Annotated in this window: 17 protein-coding genes and 1 riboswitch; of the genes, 9 read left to right on the forward strand and 8 right to left on the reverse strand. The window is 71.0% G+C overall.

What is annotated here, in order from left to right; all coding sequences use genetic code 11:
- Positions 1–64: 64 nt before the first annotated feature.
- The 4 genes from ACH35V_RS26055 to ACH35V_RS26070 form a co-directional block, all read right to left on the reverse strand.
- Positions 65–763 (reverse strand): Crp/Fnr family transcriptional regulator, encoded by a 699-nt coding sequence (locus tag ACH35V_RS26055; protein WP_395975863.1) that lies wholly within the window; start codon positions 761–763, stop codon positions 65–67.
- A 336-nt stretch (positions 764–1,099) separates the two neighbouring features.
- Complete coding sequence (locus ACH35V_RS26060) at positions 1,100–1,870, reverse strand: succinate dehydrogenase/fumarate reductase iron-sulfur subunit (protein WP_395975865.1); 771 nt, start codon at positions 1,868–1,870, stop codon at positions 1,100–1,102.
- Entirely contained in the window at positions 1,867–3,903 is a 2,037-nt protein-coding gene (locus tag ACH35V_RS26065; protein ID WP_395975867.1) for a fumarate reductase/succinate dehydrogenase flavoprotein subunit, read from the reverse strand. Before ACH35V_RS26065 ends, ACH35V_RS26060 begins: the two co-directional genes overlap by 4 nt.
- A gap of 12 nt (positions 3,904–3,915) precedes the next feature.
- A complete protein-coding gene (locus tag ACH35V_RS26070; protein ID WP_395975869.1) occupies positions 3,916–4,746 on the reverse strand; it encodes a hypothetical protein in 831 nt (276 codons plus the stop codon).
- Positions 4,747–5,430: 684 nt separating this feature from the next.
- Here ACH35V_RS26070 and ACH35V_RS26075 point away from each other — a divergent pair.
- Positions 5,431–7,242 (forward strand): LCP family protein, encoded by a 1,812-nt coding sequence (locus tag ACH35V_RS26075; RefSeq protein WP_395975871.1) that lies wholly within the window; start codon positions 5,431–5,433, stop codon positions 7,240–7,242.
- Between the two features lie 14 nt (positions 7,243–7,256).
- On the opposite strand, the gene ACH35V_RS26080 is transcribed toward ACH35V_RS26075, so the two are convergent.
- Positions 7,257–7,874 (reverse strand): prepilin peptidase, encoded by a 618-nt coding sequence (locus ACH35V_RS26080; RefSeq protein WP_395975873.1) that lies wholly within the window; start codon positions 7,872–7,874, stop codon positions 7,257–7,259.
- A gap of 198 nt (positions 7,875–8,072) precedes the next feature.
- On the opposite strand from ACH35V_RS26080, the gene ACH35V_RS26085 reads away from it, so the two are divergent.
- The 6 genes from ACH35V_RS26085 to ACH35V_RS26110 are packed head-to-tail and all read left to right on the forward strand — an operon-like array spanning position 8,073 to position 16,237.
- Complete coding sequence (locus ACH35V_RS26085) at positions 8,073–8,624, forward strand: DUF4282 domain-containing protein (RefSeq protein WP_395975875.1); 552 nt, start codon at positions 8,073–8,075, stop codon at positions 8,622–8,624.
- 12 nt (positions 8,625–8,636) lie between these two features.
- Complete coding sequence (locus tag ACH35V_RS26090) at positions 8,637–11,084, forward strand: protein kinase (RefSeq protein WP_395975876.1); 2,448 nt, start codon at positions 8,637–8,639, stop codon at positions 11,082–11,084.
- Entirely contained in the window at positions 11,081–12,217 is a 1,137-nt protein-coding gene (locus ACH35V_RS26095; protein ID WP_395975878.1) for a response regulator receiver protein, read from the forward strand. Before ACH35V_RS26090 ends, ACH35V_RS26095 begins: the two co-directional genes overlap by 4 nt.
- 41 nt (positions 12,218–12,258) lie before the next feature.
- A complete protein-coding gene (locus ACH35V_RS26100) occupies positions 12,259–14,175 on the forward strand; it encodes an AAA family ATPase (RefSeq protein ID WP_395975880.1) in 1,917 nt (638 codons plus the stop codon).
- A gap of 44 nt (positions 14,176–14,219) precedes the next feature.
- Positions 14,220–14,951 carry a 4Fe-4S single cluster domain-containing protein gene (locus ACH35V_RS26105; protein ID WP_395975882.1) on the forward strand — a complete coding sequence of 244 codons (732 nt, stop codon included), beginning with the start codon at positions 14,220–14,222 and terminating at the stop codon, positions 14,949–14,951.
- On the forward strand, positions 14,939–16,237 hold the full coding sequence (locus tag ACH35V_RS26110; RefSeq protein ID WP_395975884.1) for an FHA domain-containing protein: 1,299 nt from the start codon (positions 14,939–14,941) through the stop codon (positions 16,235–16,237). The genes ACH35V_RS26105 and ACH35V_RS26110 overlap by 13 nt, the downstream gene beginning before the upstream one ends.
- A gap of 105 nt (positions 16,238–16,342) precedes the next feature.
- Here the strand turns inward: ACH35V_RS26110 and typA are convergent, their stop codons facing one another.
- Positions 16,343–18,196, reverse strand: coding sequence for a translational GTPase TypA (typA, locus tag ACH35V_RS26115; protein WP_395975886.1), 1,854 nt, complete (start codon positions 18,194–18,196; stop codon positions 16,343–16,345).
- Between the two features lie 193 nt (positions 18,197–18,389).
- Positions 18,390–18,524: riboswitch (cyclic di-AMP (ydaO/yuaA leader) on the forward strand.
- A 7-nt stretch (positions 18,525–18,531) separates the two neighbouring features.
- Between typA and ACH35V_RS26120 the strand changes: the two genes are divergently transcribed.
- Positions 18,532–19,560: an NlpC/P60 family protein gene (locus ACH35V_RS26120; RefSeq protein ID WP_395975888.1), complete on the forward strand. Its 1,029-nt coding sequence runs from the start codon at positions 18,532–18,534 to the stop codon at positions 19,558–19,560.
- A 334-nt stretch (positions 19,561–19,894) separates the two neighbouring features.
- On the opposite strand, the gene ACH35V_RS26125 is transcribed toward ACH35V_RS26120, so the two are convergent.
- A complete protein-coding gene (locus ACH35V_RS26125; protein WP_395976292.1) occupies positions 19,895–20,272 on the reverse strand; it encodes a (deoxy)nucleoside triphosphate pyrophosphohydrolase in 378 nt (125 codons plus the stop codon).
- A 37-nt stretch (positions 20,273–20,309) separates the two neighbouring features.
- Positions 20,310–21,056, reverse strand: coding sequence for a Mut7-C RNAse domain-containing protein (locus ACH35V_RS26130; RefSeq protein WP_395975890.1), 747 nt, complete (start codon positions 21,054–21,056; stop codon positions 20,310–20,312).
- 115 nt (positions 21,057–21,171) lie between these two features.
- Here ACH35V_RS26130 and ACH35V_RS26135 point away from each other — a divergent pair, with 115 nt between their 5' ends.
- Positions 21,172–21,696 carry a MarR family winged helix-turn-helix transcriptional regulator gene (locus ACH35V_RS26135; RefSeq protein WP_165969347.1) on the forward strand — a complete coding sequence of 175 codons (525 nt, stop codon included), beginning with the start codon at positions 21,172–21,174 and terminating at the stop codon, positions 21,694–21,696.
- The last annotated feature ends 5 nt before the right edge of the window (positions 21,697–21,701 follow it).

Genomic DNA, 21,701 nt, shown 5'->3' on the forward strand with positions numbered 1-21,701 from the left:
CGCAGTGCCGCTACCGGCGCTACCGGCAATGCCGCAGTGCCGCCAGCCGCAGGCGGCGATTCGGTCAGCGGGCGTGGCGGCGGAGGGCCTGGAGGTCGTGGACGATCAGCCGCCGCCGTCCCGTCTCGATCCAGCCGTGCGCGCGCAGCGTCCGCAGCGCCTTGCTGACCGCCTCGCGGGACGCGCCGACCCAGCCCGCCAGCTCCTCCTGCGACAGGTTCAGCGTGATGCGGACGCTCTGCCCGCCCGCCCCGGGGCCCGTCCGCCGCTCGTAGGGGACGCCGAACCGCTCGGCCAGCTCCACGAGCCGCTGCGCGACGCGTCCGGTCGCGTCGAACATGCCGAACTCGGCGCGCTTGCGGTCGGCGTCGCGCCAGCGCTGGCACAGCATCCGCATGATGATGATGGAGACGCGCCCGTGGGCCTGCAGGAACGCCATGAACTCGTCCGCCGTGACGGCGAGCGCCCGCACCGGCTCCAGCGCCGCCACCGACGCCGAGCGCGGCTGCCCGTCGATCGCGGCGACCTCCCCGAGCAGCGCGCCCGGTCCGCGCACCGCGAGCAGCGCCTCACCGCCCTGCTCCCGGTAGGAGAACGCCTTCACCCGGCCCTGCAGCAGAACGGCCACCCAGCCTGGCTGCTCCCCCTCCACGAAGAGCGTGGCCCCTCGCTCGAAGTCGCGGACGCGGCCACGTGACTCCAGGTCCTCGCGTTCCGCCTGAGTGAGATCGGCAAGGAACGAGCCCGGTTCGAGGGCGCTCATGCCCACCACGCTAAAGGGACCTGGGCTTCCCGGGGCCCCGGAAAACAATCACGGTTCAATCACGCGTTGTGTGCACTAATCCCTACTCGAACGGGCGGGCGTGGGCGAGTGTTGCTCGTGGCGTGTGCGGCCGGGAGGCCACCCAACGTCCACCGCGTTCAAGGGGAACGGCGGTACGACGGGCGGCGGCCCGGGGGCACGCCGCCCGTCGCGGAACGGGGACGCCGCTTGCCAGAGCGCCGGCCTCGCGTGACGGAAACGCGAGCGTCCCCCGCCGCGCGGGGCGGCGGGGGATGCTCGCGAGAACATCGACGTCGATGCGGGCGCCGGTGCCCGTCAGGCGGACGGCGTGTCCTGGCCCTTCTTGACGATGCCGAGCTTGCTGCCGAGCCACACCACCGGGTCGTACTTGCGGCCGACGACCCGCTCCTTCATCGGGATCAGCGCGTTGTCGGTGATCTTGATGTGCTCGGGGCAGACCTCGGTGCAGCACTTGGTGATGTTGCAGAACCCGAGCCCGTGGTCCTTCGCGGCGATCTCGCGCCGGTCCGCGACGTCCGCCGGGTGCATCTCCAGCTCGCCGATCCGCATCAGGAAGCGCGGGCCGGAGAACTCGGCCTTGTTCTCCTCATGGTCGCGGATGACGTGGCAGACGTTCTGGCACAGGAAGCACTCGATGCACTTGCGGAACTCCTGCGAGCGCTCGACGTCCACCTGCTGCATGCGCAGCTCGCCGGGCTTGGCGTCGCCCGGGTCGAACGACGGGACCTCCCGCGCCTTCTGGTAGTTGTACGACACGTCCGTCACGAGGTCGCGGATGACGGGGAACGTGCGGACCGGCGTGACCGTGACCGTCTCGTCCGGGTCGAACGTCGACATCCGGGTCATGCACAGCAGCCGCGGCATGCCGTTGATCTCCGCGGAGCAGGAGCCGCACTTGCCCGCCTTGCAGTTCCACCGGACGGCGAGGTCGGGGGCCTGCGTGGCCTGGAGCCGGTGGATGATGTCGAGGACGACCTCGCCCTCGTTCACCTCGACGGTGTAGTCGGTGAGCTCGCCGTCCCCGTCGTCGCCGCGCCAGACCTTGAACTTGGCCTCGTAGCTCATCGGCCGTCCTCCTCGTCGTCCTTGGCCGCCGCCGCGGTCGCGCCGGACCCCGCCGCGGCCTCCGCCTCCTCGGCCTTGGCCTCCTCGGCCTTGGCCTCCTCGGCCTTGGCCGTCTCCGCCAGGCCCGCCGGCAGCTCCTCGGCGGTCAGGTACTTCTTCAGCTCGTCGTTGTCGAACAGTTCGAGCAGGTCGCCCCGCATCGGCTCCATCGCCTGCCGCCTCAGCTCGACGTGCGGGGACGCCGGGTCGCCGGCCAGCGAGCACACCAGGTTGACCTTCCGCCAGTCCGCGGACATCTGCGGGTAGTCGTCGCGGGTGTGGCCGCCGCGGCTCTCCTGCCGCTCCAGCGCCGCCTTCGCGACGGCCTCCGACACCAGGAGCATGTTGCGCAGGTCGAGCGCGAGGTGCCAGCCGGGGTGGTAGCCGCGGCCGTCGTCGCCGACCGCGACCGGCTGGACGCCGACGTTCGCGATCCGCTCGCGGAGCTTGCCGAGCGAGGCGATCGCCTGCTCCAGCTCCCCTTCCTTGCGGATGATGCCGACCAGCTCGTTCATCGTCTGCTGCAGCTCGGCGTGGACGGCGTACGGGTTCTCGCCGCCCTCCCGCTCGAACGGCGCCAGCGCCTCGGCCGTCGCCGCGCCGACCTCAGCGTCCGGGACGGCCGGACGCGCGTCCAGCCCGTCCACGTACTCCGACGCGCCCAGCCCGGCCCGCCGCCCGAACACCAGCAGGTCGGACAGCGAGTTGCCGCCGAGCCGGTTCGAGCCGTGCATGCCGCCGGACACCTCGCCCGCCGCGAACAGGCCGGGCACCAGCGCGGCGCCGGTGTCGGGGTCGACCTCCACGCCGCCCATCACGTAGTGGCAGGTCGGGCCGACCTCCATCGCCTCCGCCGTGATGTCGACGTCCGCCAGCTCCTTGAACTGGTGGTACATCGACGGCAGCCGCCGCCTGATCTCCTCGGCGCCGCCCGGCATCCGGTCGACGACGGTGAGGAACACCCCGCCGTGCGGCGATCCCCGTCCCGCCTTCACCTCGGAGTTGATCGCGCGCGCGACCTCGTCACGCGGCAGCAGCTCCGGCGGGCGCTTGTTGTTCTCGGGGTCGTCGTACCAGCGGTCGCCCTCCTCCTCGGTGGTGGCGTACTGGTTCTTGAACACCTCGGGGATGTAGTTGAACATGAACCGCTTGCCGTCGGAGTTCCGCAGGACGCCGCGGTCGCCGCGCACCGACTCGGTCACGAGGATGCCCTTGACGGACGGCGGCCAGACCATCCCCGTCGGGTGGAACTGCACGAACTCCATGTTCAGCAGCGTCCCGCCCGCGAGCAGGGCCAGCGCGTGCCCGTCCCCGGTGTACTCCCAGGAGTTGGACGTGACCTTGAACGCCTTGCCGATCCCGCCGGTCGCGAGCACCACGGCGGGCGCCTCGAACACGACGAACTTCCCGGTCTCGCGGACGTAGCCGAACGCGCCGCAGATCTTGCCGTCGTCGTCCTTCAGCAGCCGCGTCACCGTCGTCTCGGCCCACACCTTCAGCCGGGCGTCGTAGTCGCCGTGCTCGGCGTGGTCCTCCTGCTGCAGCGCGACGACCTTCTGCTGCGTGGTGCGGATCAGCTCCAGGCCCGTCCGGTCGCCGACGTGCGCGAGCCGCGGGTACTCGTGCCCGCCGAAGTTGCGCTGGCTGATCTTGCCGTCCTTGGTGCGGTCGAACAGCGCGCCCCAGTGCTCCAGCTCCCAGATGCGGTCCGGGGCCTCCTTGGCGTGCAACTCCGCCATCCGCCAGCTGTTCATGAACTTGCCGCCGCGCATGGTGTCGCGGAAGTGGACCTGCCAGTTGTCGTTGGCGTTGACGTTGCCCATCGCCGCGGCGGCGCCGCCCTCGGCCATCACCGTGTGCGCCTTGCCGAACAGCGACTTGGAGATGATCGCCGTCTTCTTGCCCTGGAGGCGCGCCTCGATCGCCGCGCGCAGCCCGGCGCCGCCGGCACCGATGACCACGACGTCGTACGAGTGCCTCTCGATCTCAGTCATGATTCCTTGGCCTCAGTTGAAGATACGCAGGTCGGAGATGGTCTCGCTGGCGACGAGCGCGACGTACAGGTCGGCGGCCACCAGCGAGCCCAGGGTGATCAGCGCGTAGGTGCCGTGCTTCTCGTTGATCTTGGACACCCAGCCCCACATCCGGTACCGGAACGGGTGCTTGGAGAAGTTCTTCAACCGTCCGCCGACGATGTGCCGGCACGAGTGGCACGACAGGGTGTACAGCCACAGCAGGACCACGTTCGCGACCAGGATGAGCGTGCCGAGCCCGATGCCGAACCCGCCGTCCTTGCCGTGGAAGGCGAGGATCGCGTCGTAGGTGTTGACGAGCGAGATGAGGACGGCCGCGATCCAGAAGTAGCGGTGCAGGTTCTGCCCGATGAGCGGGAAGCGGCGCTCGCCGGTGTACTTGCCGTGCGGCTCCTTGACGGCGCACGCGGACGGCGACGCCCAGAACGAGCGGTAGTACGCCTTCCGGTAGTAGTAGCAGGTGAGCCGGAACAGCAGCAGGAACGGCAGCGAGATCGCCGCGAACGGGATCCAGCCCCGGGTGGACTCCGGCAGGAACGTCCCGAACTCCGCCGCGTTCCCGGTGTGGCCGTTCACCGTCACGTTGTTGCATATCTCGTTGAAGCACGGCGAGTAGAACGGCGTCAGGTAGTGAAATTCCGGGACGTAGAACGCCGAGCCCCAGAAGGCCCGGACCGTCGCGTACACCACCCATGCCGTGAAGATCACGAAGGTCGTGACCGGATACAGGCGCCAGTTGTCCTTCCGGAGCGTGCGTTCCTTGATCTGGGCGCGCGACTTCGCCGGCGCCTCCACAGTGCTCATCGATCGCTCTCCTGAGCTCGGGTCGTCATGTCCCCGTATCACGGTCTGCGCGCACCCACGCGTCCGTCGCGCCCGGCCGTTGCCCTCTGGATCCGGACCCTCGGCCCGTCGGTCGAGCGCCCCTGGCCGGGGCCGCAGACGGCGGCCGGAGGCCGTGCCGCATGCGGGCGGTGACGCCTCGTGTGCGCTTCTAGCGAAGCGACCTTACGCCACCTGACGGGAGCTGTGACATACATAACAGGGAGAACCCATATGTGAGTCTGACCACAGACTTTATCCGCCGAAGGCCCCCTCGGCGCCGCCCGTCATCCATAACCAGTTGTTATTGCCCAGCGGAATGGAGACGAGCGCGCAAAGGCATGACCGATCCGGACGCCGCCTCCTCGGCGCAGGTCACACCCGCCCCCGAGGACCCTCCTCGTCCCGATCCGGCCGAGCACGGTGAACCGGCCGCCGATCCCCACCCCGCGTTCGCGGCGGCGACCGCACGGAAAGCCGCGATCCGGCACCGCACAGTCACAACGCCAGGTTTTCCGCACACTTGTCAACAGAACGGACGTCTCGCGCATCAAATAAGTGGAGGTGCACGCTCTCCCCTGGCTCCCGCCGCCTTCCTGAACTTCCTGAACTGACGGACTACGCAAATCACGCGCCCTGACCAGGGCCCGCGCCGAGACGGGACCGATGAGCGACAACGACCCCGGCCGCGACGACCTCGCGGGGGACCAGGCGGCACGCAGCACCCCTGCCGACGACACGGCGCCCGACCCGCGCACGTCCGGCCAGAAGGACACCTCACCGGCCGACGCCGTCGTCTTCGACGAAACCCAGCTGCGCCGGACCCCACCCGCCGAAACCGAGACGCCACCGGACGGCGACGAAAGCGCACCAGGGCCGGACGAAGCCGCTCCGGGTGACGCAGGGTCGGTGAACGTGACCCGGACGGACGGCCCCACGCCCGACGCGTCAGCCGCGTCCGACCAGGAGGCGCCCGAGGCTGCTGAACCTGAGCCGCCGCAGGACCGTGCCAAAGGGACGCCGACGCCCGAGGAAGCGGATTCGGGTGACGCGGAGTCGGCGGGGGACGACGAGGGCTCGGGGCCGGAGGACGGAGAGAAGGCCGCCGCCGACGGTGGAGGCAAACGGCCGCGGAAGGTTCTTCGGCGGGTCGCGTTCGGCCTGGTCGTCGTCATGCTTCTCGGGGGCGCGGGAGCGGCGTGGCTGTATCACGACCTGGTCGGCGGGATCAGGACGAAGCACGTCACCGATCAGCTCGGCGCCGACCGGCCGAAGAAGCTGAACAAGTCGCTCAACATTCTGCTGATCGGGTCCGACACGCGCGAGGGCGACAACGCCGAGTACGGCGGGTCGGCCGAGATCTCCGGGGCGCGGTCGGACACGGCGATCCTGCTGCACCTGTCGCCCAACAGGGACCAGGCGGTCGGGATCAGCTTCCCCCGCGACTCGATGGTGAAGATCCCCGCGTGCGAGAAGGAGAAGGGCGGGACCGTTCCGGCACGGTTCGGGATGCTGAACTCGGCGTTCGCGTTCGCCGGGCCGACCTGCACATGGAAGATGCTGGAGTCGCTCACCGGCATCCACATCGACCATTTCGTCCAGGTGGACTTCTCGGGTTTCAAGCGCATGGTGGACGCCTTGGGCGGCGTCGAGATCTGCGTCGACAAGCCCGTCAACGACCCGCGGGCGGAGCTTTATCTGAAGGCCGGGAAGCAGACCGTCAAGGGCAAGCAGGCCCTCGGCTACGTGCGGGCCCGATACTCGCTCGGGAACGGTTCCGACCTTGAGCGGATCGAGCGGCAGCAGAAGTTCATGGCCGCGGTCGTCGACAAGGCGACCAGCGGCAAGGTCCTCACCGACCCGCCGAAGACGTACAAGTTCCTCAAGGCCGCGACGAAGTCGGTGACGACGGACGACGAGCTGGACCTGTCCGCGATGCGGAAGCTGGCCGACGGTCTCAAGGGCATGAGCGCGGGCCAGGTGCGGTTCGTGACCGTCCCGGTCGAGCGGTACGCGCCGGACCCGAACCGCGTCCAGTGGAACCAGGAGCTGGCCAAGCCGCTGTTCGACGCGGTCCGCCACGACAACGACCTGCCCGCTGAGCCGGCCGAGCCCGTCAAGGCGAAGCAGGAACCGCCTGCCCCCGGCAAGGTGAACGTCACCGTCGTCGCCGCGGGCGGACGGGACCAGCTGGTGAAGCGCGTCGTGAAGCAGCTCAGGCAGCGCGGTTTCAAGGTGGCGAAGAAGGTCGAGAAGGGCACCGTCGCGCCGGAGAGCCGCATCGTCTTCGCGGCGTCCGCGGAGGCGCAGGCGTCGGCGCTCGCGCGGGACGTCCCCGACGCGCTGCTCACCCCCGACGCCAACGCTCCGGCGAACGGTGTGCGGCTCGTCATCGGCAAGAACGGCCTGCGGCTCGCCCCGCCCACGATCAACAAGATCGGCGGAGGGATCAAGGGCGGCGAAAAGCTCTGCGGCTGACGCCCGTGTGGATCTCAGGTCGCGGACGCGGAGAATGAGAGGAGTGCGAGCAGCGCTCCGGCGAGCATGCAGGGGCCGAACGCGAACTCGCCTTTCCGGGTGCGGCGGACGATCATGATGCCGACACCGGCCACACCGCCGAACAGGTACGTCGCCAGGAGGCCCAGAATCCAGGCGTCCTGCCCGAACCAGCCGAGATAGAGGCCGAGCACGCCGGACAGTTTGACGTCCCCCATGCCAATGCCGGACGGAACCAGGAACGCCTGGACGAAATACAGCCCGAACAGCAGCGCCATTCCTAGGAGCGCGTGCTCGAAACGTCGCAGGCCGTCGTCCGTGAAAGGCGCGGCCGCGGCCAGGAGCGCCGCCGCGATGCCGTAGGACGGCAGGGTGAACCGGTCGGGAAGCCGCTTGGCCTTGATGTCGATGAACCCGAGGAGCGTGCCGACCGCGGCGAGGTAGAGCAGCGCGGGCAGGACGGGCTCGGGCCCGACACGCCATCCGAGCACCCCGTGAACGGCGGCCGTGACCAGGCCCATCAGGACGCGGCGGCGGCGCGGGACGTCACCGGCGAACGGCGCCGCCAGCGGCGCCATGAGCAGGCCGACGACGAGCCCCACGGGGAGCAACACGAACGCGACCACTGAACCTCGCCCTGATCCGGCCTCGCTTCGACCTCGGCACCCCAACGGTACGGGGACACGCCCCGACCTTCTACGGCGCCGACCTTCTGCGGTGCCGGACGAGCGTGGCGCAGTTCGTCCCGGGCGCGGGCGGGGTGCAGGCTCTAGAGTCTTCCTGTAGGCGGCCTCACACTGGAGACGACGGCGATGACGCACCCCTCCGACCCCGGTCAACCACCGCGCCCACAGGCCCCCGGCCAACCTGGCGCCGGTCACCCGGGAGACCCGTACGGCCCGCCGCCGCAACCCCAGCAACCGCACCCCCAGCACCCCCAGCAGCCGCAGCAGCCGCAGCAGCCGCAGCAGCCGCCGGGCTCCGTCCCCGGGCCTCGCCCGCCAGGCCCGGAGTTCGGGCCGCAGAACGCGCGCCAGGACTGGGCCCCTCCCTATCCTCGCGATCGGGCGGGCAAGGGCGTGGTCGGGACGCTGTTCGACCTGAACTTCGACTACATGATCACCGCCAGACTGGTCAAGATCATCTATGCGCTGTCACTGCTCCCGATCACCCTCGTCTCCCTCGTCCTGGCGTGGTACGGACTGGCCTACCTCGAAGAGGGCTCGTCGATCGGCCTCGTCGTCCTCGTCGCGGCTCCGTTCATCTGGCTCCTCCAGGTGCTCGTGACGCGGATCGTCCTCGAGTTCGTGATCAATCAGTTCAAGATCAGTGAGTATCTGCGGGCCATCAAGGACAAGGACTAGACGGGGCTGCTGGTGGGCGAGTTCGACGAGACCCGGCCCGGCGGCGGGACGCCGCCGCAGGACACGCGGCGCGACGCCGCGGGTCCGGCGCCGGAGGCGGGGTCGACTCGGCGCGACGCACGGGTGCCGTCGCCGCGCCCCGGGTCGCTTCCGCCGTCGGAGACGCGACGGGACGGCGAAGCAACCCCAGGCACCGAATCGCTGATGCGGCTCCCGGCCGTGCTGGGCGAGCGGTACGAGGCGATCGCGGACCTTCCCGTCCAGGGCGCCGAGTCGGATCTCCTCCTGGTGCGGGACGCGCACGGCGACGAGTACGTGGTGAAGATCTTCCGCCGCGGGTACAGCGCCGACCGGGAGGTCTGGGCGAAGCTCCCGGCGCTGGACTCGCCGCACGTCCTGCGCATCCTGGAGACCGGCCACGCCGACGGACGCGACTACGAGGTCGCCGCCTACGCGCCCGACGGCAACCTGCGATCGCTGCTGGCGGACGGGCCGCTCCCACCGGACACCGCCGCCGACTTCGCCGCGCAGCTCGCGGACGGCCTGACGGCCCTGCACCGGGCGGGCATCGTCCACCGCGATCTCAAGCCGGAGAACATCCTGGTCCTGGGCGCGGACCCGGTGCGCCTGGCCATCGCCGACTTCGGGCTGAGCAAGGTGCTGGATCAGAGCGTGGTGTTCGCGTCGTCATCGCGGACGCTGGCCTACGCGGCGCCGGAATCGCTGTCCGGACAGGTGTCGCCCGCCCGCGACTGGTGGTCGCTCGGCATGATCGTCCGCGAGATGGCGACGGGCCGGGCCCCGTTCCAGGGCCTCAGCGAGACCGTGGTGGTCGACCATCTGGCGACGCGGCCGGTGAGCGCGGACGACGTCCCCGACCCGAACCTGCGGCTGCTGTGCCAGGGCCTATTGACCCGCGACCCGCGCAAAAGATGGACGGGCGCGCAAATAAAGGAATGGCTGGACGGCGGCTCCCCACCGGTAGCCGAAGAGAGCCGGCAACCCGAGACAAGCAGCGGGCTCCCGTTCAACGGCCGCCGTTTCACCCGCCGGGACGAACTGGCGCGCGCGCTCATCGAAGACTGGGATCACGCCGTCCAGTACTTCTTCGCGCGCGGCGAGTCCGGGGAGGCGTGGCGGAGCCTGCGCGATTGGCTCGCGGAAATGCCCGACGACGATGGCCGCATCGACCTCATCGACGGCCATCTCACCACGCGCCTGCCGTCCGATATGAAGCTGCTGCACCTGGTCAGGTGGCTGGACCCGGAGCTCCCGCCCCATTACCTGGGCCGCCGGATGACGGCCGACGATCTGCCGAATCTCGCCGTCCTCGCCGGGGACCGCCGCCACCCCGACCACCACCTCGCCTGCCGGATCGGGCGGGACATGTGGGAACAAGGGGTGCTGCCCGCGCTGGCCGGATTCGCGGGCGGACGGGAACTCGCCCGCATCGACGACCAGTGGCGCGCCTACGCAACGGCGTGGAACGACCTAGCCCGCTGGTTGCGGTCCCAAGAGGCGACGCCTCCAGGACTGGACGCGCGGCTCCCCGACGCCGGGACGGACGATCCGCCCGTCGTCCTCCTTACCCTCCTGGCCCTCGCGGCACGTCCCGCCCAGACCGGGCAGCAGCTCGCAGACGGCGCGGCCCGGGCGCAGGCGGCCGTCACCGAGCCCCCGCCGTGGTTCACCTGGATGTCGAACGGGACCGGCGACGATCCGCTGCGCCGGCTCGCGGTGTCGCTGGCCGCGCCCGAGGCGGTCGTGGAAACCGAGGCACGCGCCCGCGAGCGTCTCGCCGCCGAACGACAAGCTGAGGCGCTGAGCGCGCAATGGGCCGACCGCGAACAGCAACGCCTCGCCGGACGCAGCGCCGCCACCACCCGCGCGCTGCTCTGGACGCTCCCGCTCCTCGCCTTCTGGCTGCTCGGGAGCTGGATCGTCGACACCCTGTTCGGCGGCGACGACACCGGCTCCAGCGCCGTCGGCGGGTTCCAGCGGTCGTCGGGCGCGTCGCTCGGGCTGCTGGTCGCGGCGTCGGTGGTCGCCTGGGCGGTGCAGTGCGGCAGTGAGGTGATGCTGGCCCGCGCGCAAGGCACGGAGTATCTGCCCGGCGGGCCGTGGTCGTTGTTCTCCAAGGTGCTCGCGGCGGCAGGCCGGATGCTGTCCGGCGTGTCCAGGGCGTCCCGGACGATGTCGGGCGCCGCGCGGAGCAGCGGACGCCCAGGATGCGGGCTCATCTTCCTCGCCGGGACGCTTCCGCTGCTGATCGTCCTGATCCTGCTGGGGGCGGTGATGCCGCTCGGGACGCTGCTGTGGCTGCTGCTGATTGCCGCAGGCGCGTTCGCTCACGCCATCATGGCGGGCATGCGGCTGCACCGGTGGCGCGAATCACGCAGCGGCAGCAGCAGCGGAGACAGCGGCAGCAGCGGAGGCAGCGGTAGCGGAGGGAAAGCGTGAGCAGCGGCGTCGAAGCGGAGATCGTCCTGGACATGGCGGTGGTCCTCACCCTGGGCATGAACCGCGTCCTCGGGCATGGCGCGGGGATCGCGGGCCGGGGCGCGGAGGCGCTGGCCGCGCTCGCGGAGGGACGCGCCGAGGCCCGCGCCGCGGCGCTCGCCGAAGTCCAGACCCAGGAGCGCGCGCTACGCGAGGTCGTGGCGCGCAACGCACGCATCAAGGCGCTCGCCGAGACACGCGACAGGCTCGGCGCAGAGGTGACCCTCCCGGCAGAGCTGCAGCCCGACGAACGTCCGGCCGACGAACTCATCGAATGGTGCGCAGCCACAGACCAGCTCCTGGACGAAGCCGAACGGCAACTCTCCGAGCACCTGGCAGCCGAAGTCACCGCGCAGGTCTTCGCCCCCCCCGCCGCGACCCTCCAGGCCGACACCACCCAACAGCCGAAGCCCGAGAACGACAAGAAGACCGACGTCCAGCAGACCCTCGCGCGAATCATGGCGCGCCTCCTCCCGGACGCTCCCGACGAAGAAAGACAAGCGGTCGCGGACGCGGCGCAGCTCCTGTCGGAGATCAAGACCACCGACGAACACGAAGCCGAAGCCGTCCTGCACGAAGTACGCCTCCGGATCCAGGACGCGAACAGCCGCACCCGGCAGCACCGCGAGGACGAGCGCCGCCGGGCGGCGGAACGCGACGCCGCCGAGCAGGCCGCGGCCGAGCGCCGGTACGTCCTCGACTCGATCACCGCCGCGTTCGAGGACCTGGGCTACGAGGTCCAGGCGGGGTTCGAGACGCTGACGGCCGACGACGGCACCGTGACGCTGACGAAGGGCGCCTGGCCCGACCACAGCGTGCGGATGCGCGTCGACGACGCGGCGCACGTGCGGGCGTCGATGGTGCGGGAGCGGCCAGCCGAGAGCGAGGACGACCGGCGCCTCGACGTCGAGCGGGAGCAGGAGTGGTGCGAGGCGTTCGAGGACGCGAGGACCCGCCTGGAGGCCGCCGGAATCCGCTCGGACGTGTCGTGGCGCCTCGACCCGGGGGTCCGCGAGCTGCCGGTTTCCGCCGGGTCACGGCACACTAGGACCCGTGCGGGGCAACGCGAACGCAGCCGGGAGCGTCCCAAGTGAAGTTCCGGGGCATGCGATGAGAGCTGAGTGGAGCAAGCCGGATGAGCATTGAATCGCCGACACTCGGTGGGCGGCTGCAGGGCTGGCCGCCGTTCATCCGCGAGCTGGACGCGACCCTCTCGGTGCACTCGCAGTACGTCCTGTCGGGGAACCTGTACGACAGCTTCCTCGCGCCTCCGCTGGACGCGACCGGGCCCGCGCGGCTGCTTCCGCTGCGCGAGCTGCTGTGGGAGACGCTGCGGTCCAGCGGCGCGTCCTGCATGATCGTGTACGACCCGGTGGACGGTCTGCAGGTCTACCCCGGCGTCGGCGACGAGATCGGGGACGAGGCCGCACGCTCGGCGGAGCGGCTGCTCGGCAAGGTCAAGCGGGACGAGAAGCCGTCGCTGGAGGCGCTGACCCGGCATCTGGCGTCCGTGGCCAGGCCGAAGGAGAACATCCGGGCCGCGTTCGTGATCGACTCGGCGTCGCGGATCGCCCGCACCCCGACGGATCTGGAGCCGTCCGAGCGCGACTTCTTCCGGTTCTGCGCGAAGCTGTCGCGCAGCGCCCGGCCCGTCCGGGTGACGGGTCCGCGGCCGAAGCCGCTCTACAACCCGATCGTGTGGCTGGTGGAGCGGCCGGGCGACCTGCCGCCGTGGCTGACGACCGACAACGAGACGATCCGCGAGATCACGATCCCGCGGCCGCATCTCGGCGACCGGCAGGAGACGGCGCGGCTGCTGGCCCGCGCGTTCGGCGTCAGCGACGTGGGCGCGGACGAGGTCGCCGCCGCGGCCTGCGACGCGTTCGCCGAGCAGGCGGACGGGCTCACGCTCCAGTCGATGATCGAGGTGACGCGGCTGGCGAAGGAGCGCAGCGTCGACCTGGCGGACCTGCCGGACGCCGTCCGCACCTACAAGCTGGGCGTGCTCGACAACCCGTGGAGCCGCGGCCATCTGCGGCGCCGGGTGCTGGAGGGCGAGAAGCGCGTCCCGGAGCGGGTGATCGGGCAGCCGCAGGCCGTCACGAAGACGCTCGACATCCTCAAGCGGGCGGTGCTCGGCCTGTCCGGCGCGCAGGCGACGCGGTCGGGCAGCCGTCCGCGCGGGGTGCTGTTCTTCGCGGGCCCGACCGGCACCGGCAAGACGGAGCTGGCGAAGGCGATCACCGAGCTGGTCTTCGGGGACGAGTCCGCCTACCTGCGGTTCGACATGAGCGAGTTCTCCGGCGAGGGGTCCGGCGACCGCCTGATCGGGTCGCCGCCCGGCTACGTGGGCCACGAGGCGGGCGGGGAGCTGACCAACGCCGTCCGCGAGGACCCGTTCCGCGTGATGCTGTTCGACGAGATCGAGAAGGCGCACCCGCGGATCCTGGACAAGTTCCTGCAGATCCTGGAGGACGGCCGGCTCACCGACGGGCGCGGCAACACCGTCCACTTCTCCGAGTCGATCCTGATCTTCACCTCGAACCTCGGGATGTACGTCCCCGGCCGCGACCTCACGACCCGGGACGCGGCCCCGCTCGGGTCGCCGAGCCGTGTGCAGAACATCACACCGGGGATGGCCTACGACGAGGTGGAGCAGCGCATCAAGGCCGCCGTCGCGGACCATTTCACCGAGGTCCTGAACCGGCCCGAGCTGCTCAACCGGTTCGGCGACAACATCGTGGTGTTCGACTTCATCTCCGGCGAGGCCGCGCACAAGATCTTCGACCTGCAGTTCGCGAACATCTGCAAGCGCGTCACCGACGAGCACCGGCTCATCCTGGCCGTGAAGAGCGAGGCGCTGGAGACGCTCCGCGAGTGGTGCACCGAGGAGCTGGACAAGGGCGGACGCGGCATCGGCATGGCGCTGGAGTCGGACTTCGTGAACCCGCTGGCGCGGGCGCTGTTCGACCGGGAGCTCGTCCCGGACGAGAAGATCACCGTGTCGGGCATCCGGCGCGAGGGCAGCATCGTCCACCTGGAAATCCAGTGACGCCCGCCGGGCCCGCGGCGCGACCGGCGGAACCGGAGCACCGGGTGGCCGAAGGCGGTCCCGCGGAGACGCTCCTGCTCGCCAAGGCGCACTATCCGGTGACCACTCTCGGCCCCGGAACCCGTGCGGGCATCTGGACGCAGGGCTGCACGCTGCACTGCCACGGCTGCCTGTCCAGGGACACGTGGGAGGCCGATCCGGGCAAGGCCGTCCCGGTCGAGACGGTGCTCGGCTGGCTGGAGTCCCTGCCAGGACCGGTGGACGGCGTGACCATTTCCGGTGGTGAGCCGTTCGAGCAGCCGGCCGCGCTGGCGGCGCTGCTGCGCGGCGTCCGCGCGTGGCGAGACCGCCGCGACCGTGAGACGATTGCATTGGACATATTGGTCTACAGCGGATATGTCTACTCTCGGCTCTCCCGCACCGCTGAGACGCGCGAGATCCTGGACATGTGCGACGCGGTGATCGCAGGGCCGTACGTCGATCGGCTCAACCCGGGGGGGCGACACTCCAGGAGTGGCTCTCTACTCTGGAGGGGGTCGGCCAACCAGCGTGTCGTGCCGTTGTCCCAGCTGGGGCGTGAGCGGTACGGGGCACTGGCCGACATCGGGAAGACTGGAGAAGATACAGGGCCCCGAGTACAGGTGTCCGTGGACGAAGGGCCGGAGGGAAGGCGGGTGTACTACATCGGGATCCCGCGAAGGGGTGATATGGATCACCTCACGTCGAGGCTCGACCGCGCCGGGGTGCGCTCGGGGGATGTGTCATGGCGACCTTGAAATGTCCTGTCTGTGACGAACCGTTCCAGCAGGGCGACCTGCTCTGCATGAGCTGCGGGGCCAACCTGGCCCGCGCCGGCGGCGCGCAGCGGCAGGGCCCTGGCGGGTACGACGACCAGCAGCGGGGCTACCCGCCGCCAGGCCCGCAGCAGGGCGGCCAGCCGCCGTACGGCGCCCCGCCAGGGCAGCAGCCGGGCGGCCAGCCGTACCAGCAGGCGCCCGACCCGTACCAGCAGCAGGCCCCCCAGCAGCAGGCCCCGCCACCGCCCGGCCCGCCCGGGCAGTCATCGGACCCCTGGGGCCAGCCGCAGCAGCAACAGCCGCAGCAGCCGGACGCGTGGGGCGCGCCGCCCATGCCCCAGCAGCAGGCGCCCGATCAGCACGGGCAGCCGCAGCATGGGCAGCCCCCGTACGGCCAGCCGCAGCAGCACGGCGGCGGCCAGGGCCAGTCCCCGATGCCTCAGCAGCCGCCCGGCGACCCGTGGGGCGCGCCGCCGCCGCAGCAGCAGCCGCAACAGCAGGACCAATGGGGCGCGCCGCAGCAACAGCAGCCCCCGGTCCCGGACTACCCGCAGCCGGACGCGCAGTTCCCGCCGCCCGACCAGCAGTTCCCTCCGGGGGACCAGCAGTTTCCGCCGCCGCAGCAGGATCAGCAGTTCCCGCCGCCGCAGGACCAGTTCTCCCCGCCGCAGCAGCAGGACCAGTGGGGCGCCCCGCAGCAGCAACAGCAGCAGGACCAATGGGGTGCGCCGCCGCCAGGGCCGGGCGACAACCAGTTCGGCCCGCCGCCGCAGCAGCACGGGGGCGCGCCGATGCCGCCGCAGCACGGGCGCGAGGCGACGCTGCTTCCGCCCGACCACAACCAGGGGCGACAGCCCGACGGCACGGCGTTCATGTGCCCGTACTGCGAGGCGGTGCTGCCCAACCCGAGCGCCGCGCAGTGCGACTCGTGCCTGCGCCCGCTGCCGCAGAAGGGCACGCCCACCCTGCGCGTGATGTTCCCGACGGGCGAGCTCAAGGTCTCCGTCGGCCAGCATCTGGTGCTCGGACGGGACGCGGGCCAGTCACCGGTGGCGTCCACGTTCACCCAGTACGACAACGTGTCTCGGCGGCACTCGACGGTGTGGCTCGACCCGTCCGGGACGGCGTGGGTGCGTGACGAAGGCTCCACCAACGGGACGTTCGTCAACGGCGAGCGGCTCCCGCGCGGCGTGGAGGCCCCGCTCCGCAACGGCGACCAGCTCCGCCTGGCCGCCGACGTGACCGGCACCGTCCAGCTGAACTGACCCCGCGGCCCAGGCCGGACGACAACGCAAAGAGACGGCAACGCGAAAGGGGCGGCCCCGCGGTTCAAGACCTGCGGGGCCGCCCCTTTGGCGTGACCCTTCCGGTCAGCCGGCGCGCTTGGAGCGGGCGCGCATGCGCTCGCGCTCCTTGGCGTCCAGGACGACCTTGCGGATGCGGACGGCGCGCGGCGTGACCTCGACGCACTCGTCCTCGCGGCAGAACTCCAGCGCCTCCTCCAGCGACAGCAGCCGCGGCGGAGTGAGCCGCTCCAGCTCGTCGCCGGTCGACGACCGCATGTTCGTGAGCTTCTTCTCCTTGGTGATGTTGACGTCCATGTCGTCGGACCGGGAGTTCTCCCCGACGATCATGCCCTCGTACACCTCGGTGGTCGGCCCGACGAAGAACGTGCCCCGCTCCTGCAGGTTCGTGATCGCGAACGGGGTGGCGGCGCCGGCGCGGTCGGCCACCAGCGACCCGGACGGACGGGTCCGCAGCTCCCCGAACCACGGCTCGTAGCCCTCGAACACGTGGTGCGCCATGCCGGTGCCGCGCGTCTCGGTCATGAACTCGGTGCGGAACCCGATCAGGGCGCGCGCCGGGACGAGGAACTCCATCCGGATCCAGCCGGTGCCGTGGTTCGTCATGTGCTCCATGCGCCCCTTGCGGACGGCCATGAGCTGCGTGACGGCGCCGAGGTGCTCCTCGGGGATGTCGACGGTGAGCCGCTCGACCGGCTCGTGCTTCTTCCCGTCGATCGTCTTCGCGACGACCTGCGGCTTGCCGACCGTCAGCTCGTAGCCCTCGCGGCGCATGTTCTCGACGAGGATCGCCAGGGCCAGCTCGCCGCGGCCCTGCACCTCCCACGCGTCCGGACGCTCCGTCGGCAGCACCCGGATCGACACGTTGCCGACCAGCTCCCGGTCGAGCCTGTCCTTGACCATCCGGGCGGTGACCTTGGTGCCCTTCTCGCGACCGGCCATCGGGCCGGTGTTGGTGCCGACGGTCATCGAGATCGCGGGCTCGTCCACCGTGATCAGCGGCAGCGGGCGCGGGTCGTCCGGGTCGGCGATGGTGTCGCCGATCATGATGTCGGGGATGCCGGCGATCGCGATGATGTCGCCGGGGCCCGCCTCGTCGGCGGGCTTGCGGGCGAGCGCGTCCGTCATCAGCAGCTCGGTGATCTTGACGCGGTCCACGCTGCCGTCGTGCCGGAACCAGGCGACCTGCTGGCCCTTCTTGATCGTCCCGGCGTGGACGCGGCACAGCGCGATCCGGCCGAGGTAGCTGGAGGCGTCCAGGTTCGTCACGTGCGCCTGCAGCGCCGCGTCCGGGTCGTAGGACGGCGCCGGGATCGTGTCGGTGATGACCGTGAACAGCGGCTCCAGGTCGGGGCTCGCGGGCATCTCGCCGTCGCCGGGCTTGTCGAGCGAGGCCCGCCCGGCGCGCCCGGACGCGTACACGATCGGGAAGTCGATCTGGCCCTCGTCGGCGTCGAGGTCCATGAACAGCTCGTACGTCTCGTCCACGACCTCGTCGATGCGGGCGTCCGGCCGGTCGGTCTTGTTCACCACCAGGATCACCGGCAGTTTGGCCTCCAGCGCCTTGCGCAGGACGAACCGGGTCTGCGGGAGGGGGCCCTCGCTGGCGTCCACCAGCAGGACGACGCCGTCCACCATGGACAGCCCGCGCTCGACCTCGCCGCCGAAGTCGGCGTGGCCCGGGGTGTCGATGATGTTGATCGTCATCCCGCCGTGCCTGACCGCGGTGTTCTTCGCGAGAATGGTGATCCCCTTCTCGCGCTCGAGGTCGTTGGAGTCGAGCACGCGGTCGTCGACGTCCTGGTTCTCGCGGAAGGCGCCGGACTGCCAGAGCATGGCGTCGACCAGCGTCGTCTTGCCGTGGTCGACGTGAGCGACGATCGCGACGTTCCGGAGGTCGTCGCGCGTGGAGATGGGCATGCTGGCTCGCCTTGGGTGAGAGTTCGGGGTTCGCCGCCGACACGCGGCAGGGCCCATTCTACTTGGCCCCGCATACCCCCCATCCCGGACCGCCCGGGGGCCCTCCGCCGCCCGCCCCCCGATTGGCCAACTCTGCTGATCCTTTGTAATGTGCCCGACGTCCGGCCGTTCGGAGCCCCATCCCCTCGGGGCTGCGGCCGGAGCGCCGAATCTCCCGCCCGCGGGAGAACCGGGGACCCACACCTTCGGGGTGAATCGACACACGTCGTAGGGCGACTCCTGGCCCGAACCCGTCAGCTAACCCGGTAGGCGCGCGAGGAGAGGAGAACACCGGCTTGGCACCGGATCCCCACCGGCGGCGTCGCGTCACGCCCGCCGCCGCGGCGACCATGCTCCTGATCGGCCTCGGCGCCGCCGCGCCCGCAGTCGCTCACGCGGCGCAGCCGTCCGGCCACGGCCTGCCCGCCGCCGCGCCGAATCCGAGCCCTTCCCCTCTCCCGACGACGGAGCAGGGCCTGCGCAAGAGCCTGGACGCGCTGAACGAAGAGGCCGAGATCCTCACCGAGAAGTACAACAAGACCCGCGTCGAGCTGGGCAAGGCGCAGAAAGCGGAGCGTGCCGCCGCCCAGCACGCCGCGACGCTCCGCGCTGCGGCCGCGCCAGCACGGGAGCGGCTCGGGCAACTCGCCGCGGCGAACTACATGTCCGGCGCGCCCGACGCGATCTTCGGCGCGAACGGCTCCCCGGAGGGCCTGTCCGACCGCGCCTACCTCGCGCAGAACCAGACCACCGTCGTCCAGGCCCTGCAGAAGCAGATCGACCAGGCGGACGCGGCCCAGCGCACCGCCCAGACGAAGATCGCCCAGGTCAAGCAGGCCGCGGCGGACGCTGAGAAGGCCCGCCAAGCCGCCAAGGCCAAGGTCGCCGAAGTCACGAAGCGACTCGACAAGCTGACCACCACGCACGTCCGCGACCCGCGCAGCGGCCTCCGCGCCACCGTGAAGGGCACCGGCCTGCCCGCCAAGATGGCCCGCAGGGCCCTGACCAAGCTCGGCTCCCCCTACGTGTGGGCCGCCGCCGGACCGAACTCCTTCGACTGCTCCGGCCTCGTCGTCTGGGCGTACACCAGAGTCGGCAAGCCCGGCCTCCCGCACTACACGGGCGACCTCTACGGCCTCGGGACGAAGGTCTCCCGAAGCGAACTCCGCTCCGGCGACCTCGTCTACTTCGGCGCCAGCCTCCACCACATGGGCGTCTACCTGGACGACGGCAAATACCTGCACGCCCCCCAGACCGGCGATGTGGTGAAGATCTCCAAAATGTCCGACCGCTCCGACTACGCGGGCGCCAACCGAATCTCCTAGCCCCCAGATCTACAAGGCCCCTCCTGCGGCGCGGTAGGAGGGGCTTTGTTTATTGTATTTCTCTCCTCCTTCGGCCCTGGCGGGCCTCCATCGTCGAGAAACACGGTGCGATCGCTGGCATCGCTTCGACTCGCCTGGCGGCTCGCTGCGCGATCAGGTTTCTCGCAAGCTCGAAACCTGCCTTCGGACGCGATCGCAGTGGTTTGGGTTGTTGCGTGGTTGCGGTGGTGGCTGGGCGCCGTTCGTGCCCCAGTAGGCGCTTTGGTTCCTAGCAGGCGTTGAGGTCGTTGCGGGTTGCGGTGGTGGGTGAGCGCCGTTCGTGCCCAGTGGGCGCCTAGGTTCCTAGCAGGCGTTGCTGGGCTAGGGCGTTGATTACGGGGAGGTCGCCTGGGAGCCAGTCGACGTCGTAGAGGTCGTCTTGGGAGAGCCAGCGGAGGGCCAGGTGTTCCAGGGCGCGGGGTTCGCCTTCGATGATGCGGGCCGTCCATACGCGGAGGACGGCTCGGTCGCTCAGGCGCCAGTCGTCGCCGATCCTGCGGCCCAGGCGGACCTTGATGGCGAGTTCCTCGTGGCATTCGCGTACGAGCGCGTCCTCGTCGGACTCGCCCGGGTCGACCTTGCCGCCCGGCAGTTCCCAGCCGCCCGCCATGTGCGGCGGCTCGGCCCGTTGCGCGCTCAGCAGCCGTCCGTCCCGGATGATCGCCGCGCCCACCACCACGAGAACGATGCCGACCAGCCCCTCTCCCCTGTCACTTCGCGGCGCCGGCCGCCTCGACCTGCCGCGTCGCCTCGTGGACGATCTTCTCCAGGTGGCCGCCGTGCGCGCCGCGCCAGTAGACCTGGCCGCAGTCGGCGCAGCGGCCGTAGACGTCGTAGCTGCGGCGGGTGCCCGCCTCCAGGTCGCGTTCGATCTCCTGCTTGTCGACCGGGACGAGTTCGCCGTTGCAGGCGGTGCAGCGCGTCCACGGCCGCAGGACGGGCGCGAAGCGGTCCAGCACGTCGCGGAGCTGGTCGTCCGGGCGCGAGCCGCGGACGTACGCGCCGAACCACAGCGCGCGGCGGCGGAGCAGCCCGCGGTCCTGGGTGAGCAGGACGCGGCGCTCCTCGTTCGCCTGGACGACCAGCGCCGGGTCGTCCATGTCGTTGCGGTAGGCGGTGTCGAGGCCGAGGAGGCGCATCCGGCGGGCGAGCGTGCCGAGGTGCACGTCGAGGACGAAGCGCGGCGCGACCTGCCCCGGCTCCAGCGGGACGGGCTGCGGGCGCGGCACGGCCGCCACGCGCACCTCCGCGCCCGCGTCCGGACGGGTCGAGGGGCCGACGGGCTCGCCGCCGACGGTCATCGGGCCTGCTTCGGGCAGCGGGACGCCGAGCGACTCCACGAGATGCCCCAGCGTGGACGTCCCGTCGGACGGCACGCGGCTCACCGGCCCCCGCCGCGCGGCCGGCAGGAACATCAGCAGCTCGTCGGCGACTCGGATGGTTATCTCGGGCTCCACGCGATCAGCATGCCACGCCGCCCTCCGGTTCCCCTCCGTATTTATCGACGGCGGGCGTCCCGCGTCGGGCCCCGGCGAAGGCGGGTCCGGGTGGACGGACGCGTATTCTCGGGGCGTGCGGGTAGACGACAGCGGGCCGCGGGACGACATCGACGCCGTGGCGGACGCGTGGCGGCGGGACGGCCTGTCCGAACCGCTCATCGCGATGCTGGAGGTCAGCAAGCGGGCCGGGCGGATCGCGATGCTCGTCCAGCAGGCCGTGCGCGCCGAACTCGCCGAACTCGGCCTCACCTACGCCGAGTTCGAGGTGCTGACCGTCCTGCGTCGCGAGGGGGAGCCGTACCGGCTGCGGCCGAGCGAGCTCACCCGGTCGGCGTTCCTCACCTCGGGCGGGACGAGCAACGTCCTGCAGCGGCTGCAGCGCGCCGGGTACATCGAGCGGGAGGCCAACACCGGAGACGCCCGCAGCCGCTTCGTCCAGCTCACCGGGGAGGGGCTGCAGGTCACCGAGCGCGCCCTGGAGGCGTCGGGCGTCGCGCACGAGGAGGTCATGGCGGGCGTGCCGCCGCGGGACGTCCGGGACGCCGCCGACGCGCTCCGCGAGATCCTGCTGGTCATCGGCAAGCGCCGCTTCCGCTGACGCCC

It is taken from the genome of Actinomadura sp. 1N219 (assembly GCF_044326405.1).
Lineage (GTDB): Bacteria > Actinomycetota > Actinomycetes > Streptosporangiales > Streptosporangiaceae > Spirillospora.